The organism is Streptococcus suis, from assembly GCF_019794615.1.
Lineage (GTDB): Bacteria > Bacillota > Bacilli > Lactobacillales > Streptococcaceae > Streptococcus > Streptococcus suis_AI.
The window spans coordinates 25,937-41,367 of record NZ_JAIMDU010000013.1 but is presented as its reverse complement, the minus strand read 5'-3'; the positions used below and the strand labels follow the sequence as shown (position 1 = coordinate 41,367).

The 15,431-nt window shown below is 40.2% G+C and carries 15 protein-coding genes and 1 pseudogene; 6 read left to right on the top strand and 10 right to left on the bottom strand.

Going from position 1 to position 15,431, the window contains the following annotated elements; translation table 11 throughout:
- Positions 1-5: 5 nt before the first annotated feature.
- The 4 genes from ilvA to K6V43_RS05020 all read right to left on the bottom strand — a co-directional run bounded on the left by ilvA (position 6) and on the right by K6V43_RS05020 (position 5,310).
- Positions 6-1,256, bottom strand: a complete 1,251-nt coding sequence (gene ilvA, locus K6V43_RS05035; RefSeq protein ID WP_222382039.1) for a threonine ammonia-lyase IlvA — start codon at positions 1,254-1,256, stop codon at positions 6-8.
- Between the two features lie 719 nt (positions 1,257-1,975).
- Positions 1,976-2,998, bottom strand: coding sequence for a ketol-acid reductoisomerase (ilvC, locus tag K6V43_RS05030; RefSeq protein ID WP_024391391.1), 1,023 nt, complete (start codon positions 2,996-2,998; stop codon positions 1,976-1,978).
- A 139-nt stretch (positions 2,999-3,137) separates the two neighbouring features.
- Positions 3,138-3,614, bottom strand: a complete 477-nt coding sequence (ilvN, locus tag K6V43_RS05025; protein WP_024391390.1) for an acetolactate synthase small subunit — start codon at positions 3,612-3,614, stop codon at positions 3,138-3,140.
- On the bottom strand, positions 3,607-5,310 hold the full coding sequence (locus tag K6V43_RS05020) for an acetolactate synthase large subunit (protein ID WP_222382038.1): 1,704 nt from the start codon (positions 5,308-5,310) through the stop codon (positions 3,607-3,609). The genes ilvN and K6V43_RS05020 overlap by 8 nt, the downstream gene beginning before the upstream one ends.
- A gap of 239 nt (positions 5,311-5,549) precedes the next feature.
- On the opposite strand from K6V43_RS05020, the gene K6V43_RS05015 reads away from it, so the two are divergent.
- From K6V43_RS05015 to K6V43_RS04995, 5 genes are all read left to right on the top strand, one after another.
- Positions 5,550-6,602 (top strand): bifunctional glycosyltransferase family 2/GtrA family protein, encoded by a 1,053-nt coding sequence (locus K6V43_RS05015; protein WP_172006954.1) that lies wholly within the window; start codon positions 5,550-5,552, stop codon positions 6,600-6,602.
- Complete coding sequence (locus K6V43_RS05010) at positions 6,589-7,524, top strand: phosphodiester glycosidase family protein (RefSeq protein WP_222382036.1); 936 nt, start codon at positions 6,589-6,591, stop codon at positions 7,522-7,524. Before K6V43_RS05015 ends, K6V43_RS05010 begins: the two co-directional genes overlap by 14 nt.
- A complete protein-coding gene (locus tag K6V43_RS05005) occupies positions 7,505-7,915 on the top strand; it encodes a hypothetical protein (RefSeq protein WP_222382034.1) in 411 nt (136 codons plus the stop codon). Before K6V43_RS05010 ends, K6V43_RS05005 begins: the two co-directional genes overlap by 20 nt.
- A gap of 168 nt (positions 7,916-8,083) precedes the next feature.
- Positions 8,084-9,799 carry a dihydroxy-acid dehydratase gene (gene ilvD, locus K6V43_RS05000; RefSeq protein ID WP_172024819.1) on the top strand — a complete coding sequence of 572 codons (1,716 nt, stop codon included), beginning with the start codon at positions 8,084-8,086 and terminating at the stop codon, positions 9,797-9,799.
- A 55-nt stretch (positions 9,800-9,854) separates the two neighbouring features.
- The gene (locus K6V43_RS04995; protein ID WP_222382033.1) at positions 9,855-10,250 is read left to right on the top strand and encodes a DUF6176 family protein; all 396 of its coding nucleotides are present in this window, start codon (positions 9,855-9,857) and stop codon (positions 10,248-10,250) included.
- Between the two features lie 34 nt (positions 10,251-10,284).
- Here the strand turns inward: K6V43_RS04995 and K6V43_RS04990 are convergent, their stop codons facing one another.
- The 3 genes from K6V43_RS04990 to K6V43_RS04980 form a co-directional block, all read right to left on the bottom strand.
- Entirely contained in the window at positions 10,285-10,626 is a 342-nt protein-coding gene (locus K6V43_RS04990) for a metal-sulfur cluster assembly factor (protein ID WP_222382032.1), read from the bottom strand.
- A 90-nt stretch (positions 10,627-10,716) separates the two neighbouring features.
- Positions 10,717-11,166, bottom strand: coding sequence for a pyridoxamine 5'-phosphate oxidase family protein (locus tag K6V43_RS04985; RefSeq protein WP_002937365.1), 450 nt, complete (start codon positions 11,164-11,166; stop codon positions 10,717-10,719).
- Positions 11,167-11,564: 398 nt separating this feature from the next.
- A protein-coding gene (locus tag K6V43_RS04980; protein WP_172016537.1) for an IS630 family transposase occupies positions 11,565-12,412 on the bottom strand; the annotation gives its coding sequence in 2 pieces (ribosomal slippage) (positions 11,565-12,109 and positions 12,109-12,412; 849 coding nt in all).
- A gap of 201 nt (positions 12,413-12,613) precedes the next feature.
- On the opposite strand from K6V43_RS04980, the gene K6V43_RS11490 reads away from it, so the two are divergent.
- Entirely contained in the window at positions 12,614-12,775 is a 162-nt protein-coding gene (locus K6V43_RS11490; protein ID WP_261311778.1) for a hypothetical protein, read from the top strand.
- A gap of 145 nt (positions 12,776-12,920) precedes the next feature.
- Here the strand turns inward: K6V43_RS11490 and K6V43_RS04970 are convergent.
- From K6V43_RS04970 to rplM, 3 genes and pseudogenes are all read right to left on the bottom strand, one after another.
- Positions 12,921-13,954 (bottom strand): annotated as a pseudogene (locus K6V43_RS04970) (ATP-binding protein); the annotation flags it as partial.
- A 414-nt stretch (positions 13,955-14,368) separates the two neighbouring features.
- The gene (rpsI, locus tag K6V43_RS04965) at positions 14,369-14,761 is read right to left on the bottom strand and encodes a 30S ribosomal protein S9 (protein ID WP_002942223.1); all 393 of its coding nucleotides are present in this window, start codon (positions 14,759-14,761) and stop codon (positions 14,369-14,371) included.
- Positions 14,762-14,780: 19 nt separating this feature from the next.
- Positions 14,781-15,227 carry a 50S ribosomal protein L13 gene (gene rplM / locus K6V43_RS04960; RefSeq protein ID WP_024381069.1) on the bottom strand — a complete coding sequence of 149 codons (447 nt, stop codon included), beginning with the start codon at positions 15,225-15,227 and terminating at the stop codon, positions 14,781-14,783.
- Between the last annotated feature and the right edge of the window lie 204 nt (positions 15,228-15,431).

Genomic DNA, 15,431 nt, shown 5'->3' with positions numbered 1-15,431 from the left:
GCCTCCTAAACTAGCATTTTATAAAGCGAATCATTCTCATGCAAATTGATATATTGAGGATCAAATTGTTCTAGTCGTGCAATAAACTCAGCGTAATCCCTCTTATCACCCAATGCAATCCCAATTAAAACCGGACCCGTTCCTTTATTCGCACGTTTTATGTATTCAAACCGTGTAATATCATCATTCGGACCTAAAATGTGGTTAACAAATTCACGAAGAGCTCCCGGTCTTTGAGGAAAATTGACCACAAAATAATGTTTAATGCCCTCATAAATTAGAGCACGCTCTTCCATTTCTGGCATACGGTTAATATCATTATTTCCTCCAGAAATGATACAGCAAATCGTTTGTCCCTTTATTTGATCCTTGATTACTTCAAGTGCCGCAATTGTTGCTGCGCCAGCAGGTTCAGCAACAATTCCCAATTTTGAATATAGATCTAAAATGGTTTCCGAAATCCGACCCTCGTCAACGCCAATCAGTTGATCAACATTTTTGCGCGCCACCTCATAAGTTGTTTTCCCAACTTTTTGAACAGCAATACCATCTGCGAATTTATCAATATGCTCCAACTTAACAGGGCGACCTTTATCAAAAGCAGCCTTCATTGACCTTGCACCACTCGCCTCTACGCCAACAATTTTAATCTCAGGCGCTTGGTCTTTCAGATATTCAGAGACCCCAGCAATTAGACCTCCTCCACCAACTGGGACGAGTAGCTGATCAAAACTCACAAACTGCTCTTCGGCTTCCTCAAGAATTTCATAAGCAACAGTACCTTGGCCAGCTTGTACATTGGGATCATCGAAGGGATCAATAAATGTTTTTCCCGTTTCCTCAGTATACTTCATCGCCGCTGTAGCCGACTCATCAAAGGTATCCCCAACCAAACGAATCTCGACAAACTCTCCACCAAAAAACTTAACTTGTCCAATTTTTTGTTGAGGTGTCGTTATTGGCATAAAAATTGTTGCCGGAATCTGCATTTCTTTACAGGTATACGCTACCCCTTGGGCATGGTTACCAGCAGATGCGCAAACAACTCCATTCGCTTTGTCTGCATCTGTCAGTTGTGAAATGGCATAATAAGCACCGCGAATTTTAAACGAGCGAACTCGCTGTTCATTTTCTCTCTTGATATAGATGCTTGCTCCATATCTTTCAGATAAATAGCGGTTAAAATCCAATGGAGTTCGGACGACAACGTCTTTCAGAACTGAATACGCTTGTTCAATATCTCTTGCTGAAATCATAATGCACTTTTTTCTTTCTATTTATATCTATTGTACCAATAATGCAAAAATAAATATAGTATTTATACTTAAATATTCTATTTTTTATTATACCAGTTTTTTAATCACTTCAAAAATAAATTTCCAAATCAATGAACCGCCATAGAGAGAATGACATTGCATCCAATAAATGATCTAGTCACTTGAATTAGCTTTGATACTCCGTCACTTTCGGCTTGCTGTACTCTAGTATTGCCTGCACCTCAGTTCCTTGTCTGGAAACTAATTCATTCGACTATACAAACTGCTTTTCATTTATTTCTTTTCATTACAATGTTGAGTTAATTCTCGGAAATATACTGAAAACATTCTTTTAATTTTCTAAACAACTTTCCAACAATGACCAAAAGAGCCGGGCAAGCCAGCTCTTGTAGTTCTATCAATTAAACAGAGGATTGGAATCTGGCAGTTTGAGAAACTGTCAGAGGGGAGATATCGGACTTGACGATAGGCAAGCCTCTCTTTTGCCTAGCCATAGACTTCCTCGCTCTTTCATTTTCAGGCGAGGGCTAAAACAGTCCAAACATGTCTTTCCTCGCTTTTCAATTTCTAGGCGAGGGTTAAAATAGTCCCCTTCCCTTACCTCGCTTTTCAATTTCTGGGCGAGGGCTAGAATAGCCTACTGGACTTCCTCGCTCTCTCTTTTTCAGGCGAGGGTTAAAATAGTCCCCCGGACTATTTTAATTATAAATCTTGAAGGCGTCGTCGTCGTTGCGTCCGACAAATGGCATTGCTTTGCGGAGTTCCGCACCAACTTTTTCAATTTCAAGATTTTCTGCTTCTTTACGATATGCTTCCATACGTGGGCGACCCGCTTTATAGTCATTTACAAAGTCATTTGCAAATTTACCAGATTGAATATCCGCAAGAACTGCTTTCATGTTTTCTTTCACTTGATCAGTAATCACACGCGGACCTGATACATAGTCACCAAACTCAGCAGTGTTTGAAATAGATTGGCGCATTTTCTTGAAACCACCTTCGTAAACAAGGTCAACAATCAGTTTCATTTCATGCAATACTTCAAAGTAAGCTAATTCTGGTGCATAACCAGCTTCTGTCAATACTTCAAAACCGGCTTCCATCAGTGCAGTTAAACCACCACAGAGAACTGCTTGTTCACCAAACAAATCTTCTTCGGTTTCTTCCTTGAAAGTCGTTTCCAAAAGACCTACACGTGCTGAACCCACACCTTTTGCCCAGTCCATCGCAATATGTTTCGCGTTTCCAGTAGCATCTTGATATACTGCGTAAAGAGCAGGCACACCAAAGCCTTCCTCAAATGTACGACGAACCAAGTGACCTGGACCTTTTGGTGCACACATGAAGACATCCACATCAGCCGGTACTTTGATAAATTCAAAATGAATATTGAAGCCATGAGCAAAACCAAGCGCATTTCCAGCTTCCAAGTTTGGAGCAACTTCGTTCTCATATAAATCTGCTTGAATTTCGTCTGGAGCCAAAATCATAATGACATCAGCTTGTTTTGTTGCTTCTGCAACTTCAAATGTTTCAAAACCATCTTCTTTTGCTTTGTCAAATGACTTACCTGCACGCACACCGATGATGACATCATGGCCTGTATCACGCAAATTTTGTGCATGTGCATGACCTTGCGAACCATAACCGATAACGGCGATACGTTTGCCATCAAGTGCTGCTACTGTTACATCTTTTTCATATTGCATTTCTACTGTCATAATCTTTTCTCTTTTCTATTTTATTTGAAGTTTTGGATGCTCAAAGTAAATGAACGCTAGACTAAGCGACGGAGGCGAAGGTAGAACTAATGTTCATCAAGCCAAACCAAGGCAGTCTAGTGTTTATTATCGAAGAGCATTAGTCTCTACTAAAGCCAGTCGCGCCCGTTCTTGCGATATTCTTGATTCCATAAGGTTGAATGACGCGTAAGAGTGCTTCTATCTTATCTCCATCACCGGTCATTTGGATGGTAATAGAGTGCGGTGCTACATCCACAACATTTGCTCTAAATGGCTGAATAATTGCTAAAATTTCTGCTCGTTTTGTAGGTGGAGCTGAAATCTTAACAAGAATTACTTCGCGCTCTAGGTGAGGTATTTCGGTCAAGTCGCGGACACGGACCACATCAATCAAACGATTAAGTTGTTTTATAATCTGTTCTACTTCATCATGACTTGCAACATCAACAATTACCGTCACTCGTGAGATATCGCTTACTTCAGTCGGTCCAACAGATATGGACTCAATATTGATTTGACGGCGAGAGAGAACACCTGTAAAGCGGTTAAGAACACCAGATGAATTTCGTAATTTAGCTGTTAACATTCTACGCATTGAACTTCACCCCCAACATTTCCGCATTACTCTTACCTGCTGGCACCATCGGTTGAACATGCTCCCGATTGGAAATATGTATTTCAATCAACATTGGCTTATCTTCTAGGATAACTTTCATATCTTCGCTCAGTGTCGCTGGATTGTCAAAACTATAATGACTGATGCCATAAGCTTCTGCCAACAATTGGAAATTTGGTTCATCATCAAAGACGGATTGACTGCGACGTTTTTCATAGAATGATTCCTGCCATTGCCGAACCATTCCAAGAGAATGGTTATTGATCAATACAACCTTTATCGGTACGCCATAGCCATTCAAAATAGCCAATTCTTGGTTGGTCATTTGGAATCCTCCATCACCAACAAAGACAATTACTTCCTTATCTGGATTAGCTAATTTGGCACCGATAGCTGCCGGAATACCAAATCCCATGGTACCCATGCCACCTGATGTTATCAGCTGTCGAGCATGTTTGTAAGGATAAAATTGGGCAGCCCACATTTGATGTTGACCAACGTCTGTCACGACAATGGCATCCCCTTGCGTCAACTGACCAATTAATTCAATGGCCGCCTGTGGCTTAATAACCGTTTCATCTTCATCGTACCAAAATGGCGCCCGACGTTTGTTTTCCAATACTTGTGCCGTCCAATCAGCATAGCCTGTTTCAACTGTTTCTAAAGCAAGCAGAGCTTTCAAGGTTGCCTTAGCATCGCCCACTACTGGAATAGCCGTTTTGACAACTTTACCAATTTCAGCGGGATCAATATCAATATGTGCTACCGTTGCATTTGGCGCATAGGTTGTTGGATTACCAGTTAGGCGGTCATCGAATCGCGCTCCAATATTGATGATATAATCAGCCTGATCCATAGCTATATTGGCAGCGTAAGAACCGTGCATACCACCCATTGCTAAGGATAGTTCGTGCTCAATTGGCATCGCCCCCAAACCTAGAAGGGTTGAAACAACTGGAATACGGTAGCGTTCTGCAAAGGCAACTAATTCGTTATTGGCATCTGCATAGTTGACACCACCACCAGCCAATATAACTGGTTTCTGAGCTTGGCTAAGCTGTTTCAAAATTTTCTTAACCTGCAAACCATTTGGTTCAACTGTCGGTTGGTAACTTGGTAAATGCAGAGCAGGATCATGGTAAGATTCTACGATCTTCTCTTGAATATCTTTCGGAACATCAATCACAACTGGTCCAGGACGACCTGTAGTCGCAATATGTAGCGCTTCTGTAATCACTCGAGGAATATCTGCCGTGTCACGGATCTGATAATTATACTTGGTAATCGGCATGGTCATACCTAGTACATCCGCTTCCTGAAAGGCATCTTTACCAATCCCTCTTGTTGCTACTTGCCCACTAAATACCAAAAGTGGCACGCTATCGCCCATGGCATCAGCAATCCCTGTAATGGCATTTGTAGCCCCCGGTCCTGAAGTGACAATCGCTACGCCCACCTTTCCTGATGATTTAGCGTAACCTTCTGCTTCGTGTACGGCACCTTGCTCATGACGAGCCAAAATATGCTGAATGCCCTCATACTGATGGATAGCATCATACAGTGGCAATACTGCTCCCCCTGGATAACCAAAAACAAGGTCCACTCCAAGTTGATGCAAGGTATCTAAGATTAGAAACGATCCCGAACACGGTTGATCCAATTGAATTTCTTGCACAAATATTCCTCCTCCCTACAAACGTGGTATCTACTATAATAACACACAGTGTTAGAATGTCAAGGAATATTCTGAAAATTCCTACATTTGTTCGACCTTTTTGCCTGAATTCTTAACGATTTCCTAATATTTTCTTAAGGAAAACTTAAGTAAAACCCAGTACCAGCTTGCTTTCAGCTTGGTTTTAGAAAACTCCCGTATAGTATAACCATCAAGAAAAATAAATGAGGTTTATGGATATGTATTACGTTACGATACCGGCTTATCAGCCAGATGAAAAATTAATCCAATTACTAAAAGGGATGAAAAACAGGCTAAATTGTCAAGTGATTGTTGTCGATGATGGGAGTAGCGGTGAATCTGTAGAAATCCTAGAAGCAGCTAAACAATACGCAACAGTCCTCCATCATGAGGTCAATAAAGGAAAAGGTCAGGCCTTACGTACTGCCTTCCAATACATTTATGAATTAAATAAACCAGGAGTGGTTGTCACTGCGGATGCTGATGGCCAACATGCCATTAATGATATTGATCGAGTTGCACGCGCCGCAATGAATCTCCCAAGCCGATTAATACTAGGTGTTCGCCAATTTACAAATGATATTCCCTTGCGCAGCCGCTTCGGAAACAAGTTGACCCGGGTCTTATTCAAACTCCAAACCGGTGTTAGCGTTAGCGATACACAAACTGGTTTACGTGGTTTTCATTCCGACCTAATTCCTTTTATGTTAGAAATAGAAGGTGATCGCTATGAATATGAAATGAACATGCTTACGCAAGCGAGTCAGCGTTATCAGATTACAGAAGTTCCTATCCAAACAATTTACATTGATGATAATACTAGCTCACACTTTCGACCAATCAAAGATGGTTTATTAATTTATAAAAACTTATTTAAATTCGCCCTCGCATCCTTTGGTGGATTTCTAGTTGACTACTGTGTATATGCCTTAGCCTTACTGGTTTTTACAACTTTTCCGACCACCCTACGGTTACTTTTAGCGAATACCATCGCTCGAATTTGTAGCGCCATTTGTAACTTTACTTTGAATAAAAAATTGGTTTTTAATAATAAGGACAGTGTTACAAGAACGGGAGCAGGCTATTTCACACTCGCATTCATTCTCTTCTTATGCGACACTACTCTCCTTTACTTATTCAATCAACTGTTAGGTCTAAATCTTTATCTGGTTAAATTAGCAGTTGGACTCCTTCTATTCCTAGTATCTTGGTTTATTCAAAAGAATATTATTTTTAAAGAAAGGAAATCATTATCACATGAAATTGCTTAAAAAGCCCTTTGCCTACGCCACTATCTTCGGAATGCTTTTAACAGGAGGATTTACTTATTCCATGTTAAAAACCTTCGTGATTTCCGAAGCCATCTCAACTGTCTCTGCAAGCAATACTACTACGAGTAGCCAAAATACTACCACCGTATCATCATCTACTGCTGCAACAACTGCAACCAATGTATCTACAACTGATACGAGCTACTCAGATGACAATATCCAGATTAATCTAGAGACAATCACTACAAATAACACAACCGTTTACATCGCAGATATTCAAGTTAGTTCAGCTGAATATTTGAAAACAGCTCTTGCACAAAATACATATGGAACCAACATAACGGCTAAAACCTCTGAAACTGCCGCAGCAAACAATGCCATTTTAGCTATTAACGGTGACTATTACGGGGCCAACTCAACAGGTTATGTTATTAAGAACGGTACCCTCTACCGTGATACTGTTCGCGACAATGCTTCCTATGGGGACCTTGCTATCTATGCCGATGGTTCCTTTGAAATCGTCTACGAGGACGAGGTTACTGCACAAGAATTAATTGACCAAGGGGTTGTCAACTTACTTGCCTTCGGTCCTGCCTTAGTCGAAAATGGTGAAATTGTCGTAGATACTTCTACTGAAGTCGGACGTGCCATGGCTTCAAACCCGCGCACAGCTATCGGGATCATTGACGAAAATCATTATATCATCGTTGTCGCTGATGGACGAACTACCGAAAGCAAAGGATTGTCACTTTATCAAATGGCTGAAATTATGAAAGAGTACGGCGCAACTACTGCCTATAACCTTGATGGTGGTGGCTCATCAACTCTTTACTTCAATGGTCAAGTTATTAACAATCCAACAACAAACGGAAACACTATTTCAGAAAGGGCGGTGAGCGACATTGTCTACATCGGTTACTAATTCAACAACGAGATTCTCAAGAACATTTATCTCCTACTTAGCTATGACAGCCTTCCTATTCATCTTCAGTCGTATTTACGAGAGCCTTAGTTATGGAGAAGTTTCAGTCTTTATGCACTATATGTTCTGCGCAACTTTAGTGGGAGGCATTCTACTATTGGGCCTTCTGCAAGTCAAGCCCAAGTTATCACGAATAACTTATAACTTGTGGAACTCAGGCATTGCTACCATTACAGCCGGATGTCTCCTCCGAGGTATCATCAATCTATCAGGTCGCTCAACCACCTTAGATCAACCTTACTGGTATGTTGGTGCTGGCTTCCTGGCACTTTCACTCATCACACTATTCATCAGTGACACAAGAAGAACTCGTCAAAAATCGACAGCTTAACAGACACACCGACTTTTAAGACATTTGGTATAAACCATCTGTCTTTTTTGTATTTCATCGAGGATTGCTTTTACAGAATATTCAGAAATTTACATTTCTTTATCCATTCTCTTATCAATTCCGCTATTTCTGTGATATAATGGGTAAAATAAGATAGGGAGAAGAGAAATGACCGAAAAAGACACACTAAAAAATCTCCGTCACCGTAGTTCTGTCTACGATTCGATGGTCAAATCACCTAACCGAGCTATGCTTCGTGCAACTGGAATGACTGATGATAGTTTTGAAAAACCTATCATAGGGGTTATTTCAACTTGGGCTGAAAATACACCCTGTAATATCCATCTACATGACTTTGGAAAATTAGCTAAAGAAGGTGTAAAAGATGCTGGCGCTTGGCCTGTCCAATATGGAACCATTACCGTTGCTGACGGAATCGCTATGGGAACACCCGGCATGCGCTACTCCCTCACGTCACGTGATATCATTGCTGACTCTATTGAAGCTGCAATGGGTGGACATAACGTAGATGCCTTTGTAGCAATCGGTGGATGTGATAAGAATATGCCTGGCTCTATGATTGCAATTGCCAATATGGATATTCCTGCAATATTCGCCTATGGTGGAACCATTGCTCCAGGAAAATTAAATGGCAAAGATATTGATCTCGTTTCAGTTTTTGAGGGAATTGGTAAGTGGAACCACGGAGATCTAACAGCGGAGGAAGTCCGTGAAATTGAATGCAATGCATGTCCTGGACCTGGTGGTTGTGGCGGTATGTACACTGCTAATACAATGGCAACAGCCATCGAAGTTTTAGGTATGTCTATCCCGGGTTCCTCATCTCATCCAGCGGAATCTCCTGAGAAAAAGGCTGACATCGAAGAAGCTGGTCGTGCAGTTGTTCGTATGTTAGAACTCGGACTCAAACCATCTGACATTCTGACTCGTGAAGCTTTTGAAGATGCGATAACTGTTACGATGGCTCTAGGGGGCTCAACTAACGCCACCCTCCATCTCCTTGCTATTGCTCATGCCGCAAATGTCGATCTAACTCTTGAAGATTTCAACGATTTCCAAGAACGAGTACCTCATTTGGCAGACTTAAAACCATCTGGTAAATATGTCTTCCAAGATTTATATAACGTTGGTGGCGTACCTGCCGTTATGAAATACTTGTTGAAGAACGGTTTCCTTCATGGTGACCGCATCACATGTACTGGTAAAACAGTGGCTGAAAACTTGGAAAACTTTGCCGATTTGACCCCCGGTCAAGATGTCATCATGCCGCTTGAAAATCCAAAACGTGCTGATGGACCTCTGATTATCCTCAAAGGTAACCTAGCTCCCGAAGGTGCTGTCGCTAAAGTATCTGGTGTAAAAGTCCGTAATCACACTGGACCTGCGAAAGTCTTTAATTCCGAAGAAGAAGCAATTGAGGCTGTATTGACCGATGAAATTGTCGACGGAGATGTGGTCGTTGTCCGTTATGTTGGTCCAAAAGGTGGACCTGGTATGCCTGAAATGCTGTCCCTTTCTTCTATGATTGTCGGAAAAGGCCAAGGTGACAAGGTAGCCCTTCTAACAGACGGTCGTTTCTCTGGCGGCACCTATGGACTGGTTGTTGGTCATATCGCTCCTGAAGCTCAGGATGGTGGCCCAATCGCCTTCCTCCGCACTGGCGATTTGGTAACAGTTGATCAGGATACCAAAGAAATCACCATGCATGTGTCTGATCAAGAAATTGAAGAACGCAAGCAAACAACAGTGATTCCACCACTCTACTCTCGTGGCGTGCTCGGAAAATATGCCCATACAGTGTCATCAGCCTCTAAAGGAGCTGTTACAGACTTCTGGAGACCTGAACGTACTGGTAAACAATAAATCATATCACAAAGCCTTGTCTAACCGACTGGGCTTTTATAAGGAGGAAATGAAGTTGAAATTAACTGTTGAATTATCTCGTTTTCGTGTAAAAGAGGGTAAGACTGCAAAAGTAGACGAATGGATGGCCTTCCTCAACAATCACATGAAAGACACACTGTTGACACTCGAAAATGAAAAAATGTATGTCGAAACAATTTTCCGTGAAATACTAGATGGACGCGAATACCTCTACTGGTATTCTGTTCAAGCCGAAGGGAGGATCGAAGTCGAAGATTCAGAATCCTACATCGACAAAAAACATTTAGAATACTGGGAAGAATGCATTGATCCAAGCTATGATATGGTCGACCTGGATCCTCAAGTCCTTATGATCCCCAAACCCATTTATGAAACGATGGAAGAATTAGACAGACAATACGATGACACGTTTAAAAAAGAGCTGCAGTAAAAAAGAGCTGCAGTAAAATAAAACTGCAACTCTTTTATTTGGGCCTTATCCCCAGAGTAATTCGACCTAAGCGACTAATTCTTGTCATTTTCCAAGCAGGAGACCAGACAATCTCGACCTGAGCATCTTCTATTCCGTCAATAGTCTTCAAAGCTGCTACTAACTCTCCAGGCATCGTATCTGCACATGAGCAACCTGCATCAGTAAAGGTCATCACTACTTTACAAAACCCGGTTTCATCTAGATGAATTTCATAGACAAGTCCTAAATTGTATATATCCAATTCAATCTCGGGATCGTAAATGGATTCCAATACCTCCACCAATTGATCTGACAAAACAAGGGCTCGCTCATTGATCTGAATATCTTCTCTCATTTATCCAAACACTCCTAAAACATTTATAAAAAGTATTGTATCATAATTATTGGAAATATACTTGTCTTATCAAATGTTTTCAACTAGTTTTCAAAGTGCACGAACCTCTGAATGCTCACCTTGACCAATAGAAAAGATATACTTATGACCTTGAGTCAAGCTATGATAGAAGCCATGACCAGCATAAATCTGAAATACTTGCATTGTATCACTAGACTCATCTTTATAGATATGTTGATAATAAGGATTATCCGCAAAAACTGTCTTTAGATAGTCGTTCTCCACAGGTCTGGCAGTCCCTTCTACACGCACTACCTGGATAAGGTACCCTTCCTCAGAAATAGCCGTCATCGCAACTCTTTGATCCCCCATCAATTGATCATAGAAATGCGTTTCTGGGCTTGTCATAAAGAAAATCCCTTCTTCGTTTGCTGCAGTGATATGAGCATGACGAGCATGTGGATTTCCATACTCATCCAGAGTTGCAAAAACTCCAACCTTCATATCTTCCAAAATATGCATAATATCTTTTAGTTCCATGGTATCACCCCTTGAAAACACCTATTTTCTAAAGTATATCAAAAACAAGCGAAAATGTTAAGTGGAATATTGATAAAAATAGTGAAAGTGTTTCATGAACAACTCCCTACTGACGGAACCAATTAAGAAGGTAGCTATGTTTGCTTCATTTTCAACCTTCAAAGGTTCCTCAACCCTTTTGATTTCCAATTGGTATGGATTTGACTACTGAACCGATTATGACAACAATCAAAATCCGTCGTAACTATAAAAACTACCTAATTATAAAAAAGCGACTCTTGAGTGCTTTGAAACGTTGATATATTGCGGTATATTAACGTATACTAAACAGGCTTGCTTTACGTGCTTTCTTAAGATCTGGTTGGAACATCTTTTGTTTCAATCAATTTCAACTATAGTTAATTGAAACAAGAACAGGACAAAAGTGCCTCAAGAAAAGTATCGCAATTTGGCAATACTTTTCTGAGGTGTTTTTTAATTTGAGCCCATGTTTTCTCAATGGGATTATACTCAGGTGAGTAAGGAGGAAGTGGTAAAAGTCTATGACCCTGCTCCTTGCATAACTCTTTTAGCTTACTCATCCGATGAAACCTTGCATTGTCCATAATGATAACAGATGGTCTATCTAAAGTGGGTAGTAAGAATGTTTTAAACCAAGCTTCGAAAAAGTCACTAGTCATGGTTTCTTTGTAGGTCATTGGGGCTATAATCTCACCGTTTATAAGACCTGCGACTAAAGATAGCCGCTGGAATCTTCTTCCAGAGACCTGACCAGTGATCAACTGACCTTTCAAAGATCGACCATATTCTCGATGAAAATATGTCTCAAACCCTGTCTCATCAATATAAACAGGTGTCAAGTGACTTAAGTTATTAAATTCTTTTAGGAACTGATTTACTTTCTCAGGGTCTTGTTCATAGTAGGTACAGCTCTTTTTTTTCGAGTATACCCCATAGCTTTGAGAGCGTAATGAATAGCTGTTGGATGACAGCCAAATTCAGAAGCTATTTCAGTCAAAAAAGCATCTGGATGAGCTTCAAGATAGTTCTTTAATTTTTCTCTATCAACTTTTCTTGGTTTGGTTCCCTTAACTTGGTGATGAAGCTCGCCTGTACTCTCCATTAATTTTAGCCATTGATAGATGGTGTTGCGGGAAATATCGAAAACAACAGATGCTTCAGTAATACTGCCGGTTTTCTCACAGTATGCGAGAACTTTTTTACGAAAATCTAATGAATATGCCATAAGTACATTATACAACAAATGAACTTTTTTTGTTTCATTTTACTATAATTTCATCAAAATAAGCAAAATCGAACGAGAATATACAAAAGTTTACCTTATTATTTATTATTGTTCCTAGAAAATGGGGTAAATCAATGTACACACTTTTAATTTTCATACCTAACATGTATAATATGGTTACAAAATTAGGAGGCGTATCCGATGATTTTTCCATTGTATAGCAGTACTGCAAAAGTTAGTAAAGAAGAATTGAGTATAGAAACTAGTATTCTCAAAGATGAGTCGATAATTAACTTTGACAAAGAATTAGAAAAAGCTATGAATCAATACGATGAATTATTGAATGAGTTGGTAGATAAATGAGATCCCTACCTGAACAAATTTGACATATTCACAACTGATTTTTGAAATAAAGTTTAAAATAAAAAGGTGGTTATCGACCTGATCGTTGATATCCACTTTTCTATATCCTACTGCGTTCTACTGCGTTCTCAGTATAAAATGAAATCTATTTTGAAGCAAGAGTGTAGTATTGATTTTTGTCATTTTTACTATTGCCATACCATTTCAAGAGTCCTTGATCTGTCAATTTTTGCAACACTTTTCCTATATGACGTCTGCTTCTACCAGTCAATTCAACAGCTTTTGCCGTTGTCATTCTCTCGCCTGAATTATACATATAGTGGATAATAGCCTGCTCGTCTGAGTTTAGGTTATCAAAATCAGAGAACTGTTTTTCCAAGCTGTCTCTTGTACGGAGATGTCGGCTGACAATGTTGTTCTCAAGCGTCAGGACAACCTTATTCCCTGGTTCTGAGTATTTTGGTTCATGGAGAAAAGCAGATTCCATCTCAGAATAAATACGCTTTACACCTTCATTCATCTCGCGTACCCAGCCAAACTCGGTCAGAGTTCGGGCAATACGTGGATTTCTCGAAAAGCGTTCATTCTTGATGTTTTCAACCGTTACGATATTAGGTAATTTCTCAGGACTATGGATTTCTAAACGATCATCAAACATCAATATACGAATATGATCTCCATAAACAGAATAATCACGGTGAGTTACTGCATTGACAACACCTTCAAACCAGGCAAAATCTGGAATTGACCATCATTATCAAGATATTGAAATTCGCGAAGCTGAGTACGGATAAAGTCCCTAACCTGGGTAATCAAAGTTGGGAGAGCCTCATCAAAAGTCACTTCCTTGATAACATTAAAACTACTTCCAGTCCCCATATCGGTACCATCAAATCGCTGAAAACGAACACGAGCTTGAGGAAAGAAAGCTGATGGAAATTTGCCAAAAAGCAAAATGGCTGCCTTGGTTAATTTACCATTTACAAGAAAACGTCGAGCTTTGAGAATTTCCACTGTCGAACGACTTGAAATATCAAACCGATTTTTGAAGTCCTGGACTAACCTATCCTCAATATCTTCCAAGGTCGCATCAGGCACGACTTCATCTTCAAAGAAACGTTGTCCTTTATCATAACTGAGTTGAGTTCGTTGCTCATAACTCAACTTGACAGTTTCATCACGTATATCTTCATCAGGTACATCAATTTCAAAAAAATAGTTGGTAACATCATAAAATACTAAGGTTCCAGTTCGATTCGTTAATTGGCTAACTTCTTGATGTAAGTGCTGTTGGATTTCTGATTGAAAGGTGTTTAAGATATCAAGTGACCGATAAACTGAATTATATGGAACATTCCAATCTCCGAATAGGGAAGCTTGGTGGTAGAAAGTTTTATATTTACTTCCCGGATTAAGAATTCGTTGAAAGATTAGAAGTTTTATAGCTGTCGGCGAAATCGCCTATCGAAACCTTAAAAAAATTTATGGTAAATTTAGGGCAACTTTTAGGGCAAACTTTCGTAAAATGCATAGAAAAAAGCACCCATGAGGTAAACTCTTGAGTGCTTTGAAACGTTGATATATTGCTGATAATTAACGTTTACTGAATTGTGAAGCTTTACGTGCTTTCTTAAGACCTGGTTTCTTACGTTCAACCATACGAGCGTCACGTGTAAGAAGGCCTGCGCGTTTCAATGAATCGCGGAAGTCTGGGTCTACTTGAAGCAATGCACGCGCGATACCGTGACGGATCGCACCTGATTGACCACCGTAACCACCACCGTTCACGTTAACGAAAACGTCGTATGAACCTTGTGTTGAAGTTACTGCGAATGGTTGGTTGATAACCAAACGAAGGTCAGCGTGTGGGATGTACTCTTCTACATCTTTTTTGTTTACTGTGATTTTACCAGTACCTGGGACCAAACGTACGCGTGCTACCGCGTTTTTACGACGACCAGTACCTGTGTATTGTGCTTGTGCCATTTAGATTACGTCCTTTCCCTTAGATAAGACCTGAAATATCAAGTACTTCTGGTTGTTGTGCAGCGTGAGTGTGCTCGCCACCCACAAACACTTTCAATTTCATGCCTTGTGCACGACCAAGTGTGTTGTGTGGAAGCATACCTTTAACTGATTTTTCAATCAAACGAACAGCGTTTTTAGAACGCAATTCACCAGCTGTGATTGATTTCAAACCACCTGGGTGCAATGAGTGAGTGTAGTACACTTTATCAGTTGCTTTTTTACCAGTCAATTTCACTTTCTCAGCGTTGATGACGATAACAAAGTCACCAGTATCAGTGTGAGGTGTGAAAGTTGGTTTGTTTTTACCACGAAGAACGCTAGCAACTACTGCTGAAAGGCGTCCAAGAGGTACATCAGTAGCGTCTACTACATACCATTTACGTTCAACTTGGCCTGGTTTAGCCATAAATGTTGTTTTGTTCATGATTTCTCCTATACGAATCGTTTTTGTTTACTAGGCGGATGTTCCGTTCCGCCGGTATTTGGAAGGTTCCGGGGCCTTTCAAATGGGGTAAACAATACCGTCTACCATTCTATCAAATATGGTGGTTCTCGTCAAGTTATTTTACTTTACTTTTTTTATTTTTTGACCAATAGCAGAGCTTTGAATCATGTGAACGATTGCAGA

Excerpts from the sequence above, each read along its gene's own strand:
- ilvA (WP_222382039.1), bottom strand. The coding sequence starts at position 1,256 with ATGATTTCAGCAAGAGATATTGAACAAGCGTATTCAGTTCTGAAAGAC.
- ilvC (WP_024391391.1), bottom strand. The coding sequence starts at position 2,998 with ATGACAGTAGAAATGCAATATGAAAAAGATGTAACAGTAGCAGCACTT.
- ilvN (WP_024391390.1), bottom strand. The coding sequence starts at position 3,614 with ATGCGTAGAATGTTAACAGCTAAATTACGAAATTCATCTGGTGTTCTT.
- K6V43_RS05015 (WP_172006954.1), top strand. The coding sequence starts at position 5,550 with ATGTATTACGTTACGATACCGGCTTATCAGCCAGATGAAAAATTAATC.
- K6V43_RS05010 (WP_222382036.1), top strand. The coding sequence starts at position 6,589 with ATGAAATTGCTTAAAAAGCCCTTTGCCTACGCCACTATCTTCGGAATG.
- ilvD (WP_172024819.1), top strand. The coding sequence starts at position 8,084 with ATGACCGAAAAAGACACACTAAAAAATCTCCGTCACCGTAGTTCTGTC.
- K6V43_RS04990 (WP_222382032.1), bottom strand. The coding sequence starts at position 10,626 with ATGAGAGAAGATATTCAGATCAATGAGCGAGCCCTTGTTTTGTCAGAT.
- K6V43_RS04985 (WP_002937365.1), bottom strand. The coding sequence starts at position 11,166 with ATGGAACTAAAAGATATTATGCATATTTTGGAAGATATGAAGGTTGGA.
- K6V43_RS11490 (WP_261311778.1), top strand. The coding sequence starts at position 12,614 with ATGATTTTTCCATTGTATAGCAGTACTGCAAAAGTTAGTAAAGAAGAA.
- rpsI (WP_002942223.1), bottom strand. The coding sequence starts at position 14,761 with ATGGCACAAGCACAATACACAGGTACTGGTCGTCGTAAAAACGCGGTA.
- rplM (WP_024381069.1), bottom strand. The coding sequence starts at position 15,227 with ATGAACAAAACAACATTTATGGCTAAACCAGGCCAAGTTGAACGTAAA.